The following is a 1,262-nucleotide window of genomic DNA, read 5'->3' as shown; positions in this document are numbered from 1 at the left end:
GTGGCAGCTTCCTATCCTCGCGGGTAGTTTCCCACCAACTACTTTCGGCGTGAAGAAGCTTAACTTCTGTGTTCGGCATGGGAACAGGTGTATCCTTCTTGCCATCGCCACCACACTATTCTTACTCGTACCTTCAAAACTAGATACTAATCAAATGAATTATTGAAACACTTCAAACCACTTACTCGGTTAAGTCCTCGATCTATTAGTACTGCTCAGCTCCATGTATCGCTACACTTCCACCCGCAGCCTATCTACGTCATAATCTCTAACGGATCTTACTTCCATAAAGGAATGGGAAATCTCATCTCGAGGGGGGCTTCACACTTAGATGCTTTCAGCGTTTATCCCTTCCATACGTAGCTACCCAGCGATGCGCCTGGCGGCACAACTGGTACACCAGAGGTATGTCCATCCCGGTCCTCTCGTACTAAGGACAGCTCCTCTCAAATTTCCTACGCCCGCGACGGATAGGGACCGAACTGTCTCACGACGTTCTGAACCCAGCTCGCGTACCGCTTTAATGGGCGAACAGCCCAACCCTTGGGACCGACTACAGCCCCAGGATGCGATGAGCCGACATCGAGGTGCCAAACCTCCCGTCGATGTGAACTCTTGGGGGAGATAAGCCTGTTATCCCCAGGGTAGCTTTTATCCGTTGAGCGATGGCCCTTCCATATGGTACCACCGGATCACTAAGTCCGACTTTCGTCCCTGCTCGACTTGTCAGTCTCGCAGTCAAGCTCTCTTGTGCCTTTACACTCTATGAATGATTTCCAACCATTCTGAGAGAACCTTTGAGCGCCTCCGTTACATTTTAGGAGGCGACCGCCCCAGTCAAACTGCCCACCAGACACTGTCCCTCACCACGCTAAATGGTGTAGGTTAGAGTTTTCATATAACAAGGGTAGTATCCCACCAATGCCTCAATCGAAACTAGCGTTCCGATTTCAACGGCTCCTACCTATCCTGTACATGTCACACAAAAACTCAATATCAAGCTACAGTAAAGCTCCATGGGGTCTTTCCGTCCTGTCGCGGGTAACCCGCATCTTCACGGGTATTATAATTTCACCGAGTCTCTCGTTGAGACAGTGCCCAAATCATTACGCCTTTCGTGCGGGTCGGAACTTACCCGACAAGGAATTTCGCTACCTTAGGACCGTTATAGTTACGGCCGCCGTTTACTGGGGCTTCAATTCTCAGCTTCGCTTACGCTAACTGATCCTCTTAACCTTCCAGCACCGGGCAGGCGTCAGCCC

At 50.6% G+C, this 1,262-nt stretch carries 2 rRNA genes; both read right to left on the bottom strand.

Features of this window, described 5'->3' with window-relative positions:
* Positions 1-115: ribosomal RNA gene (gene rrf, locus JCM14932_RS13930) — 5S ribosomal RNA — on the bottom strand; the annotation flags it as partial.
* Between the two features lie 70 nt (positions 116-185).
* Positions 186-1,262, bottom strand: a 23S ribosomal RNA gene (locus tag JCM14932_RS13925); the annotation flags it as partial.

This window comes from Companilactobacillus nodensis DSM 19682 = JCM 14932 = NBRC 107160 (assembly GCF_000615905.1).
GTDB classification, from domain to species: domain Bacteria; phylum Bacillota; class Bacilli; order Lactobacillales; family Lactobacillaceae; genus Companilactobacillus; species Companilactobacillus nodensis.
The sequence above is the reverse complement of the archived record's forward strand: the minus strand, read 5'-3'. Positions and strand labels throughout refer to the sequence as shown.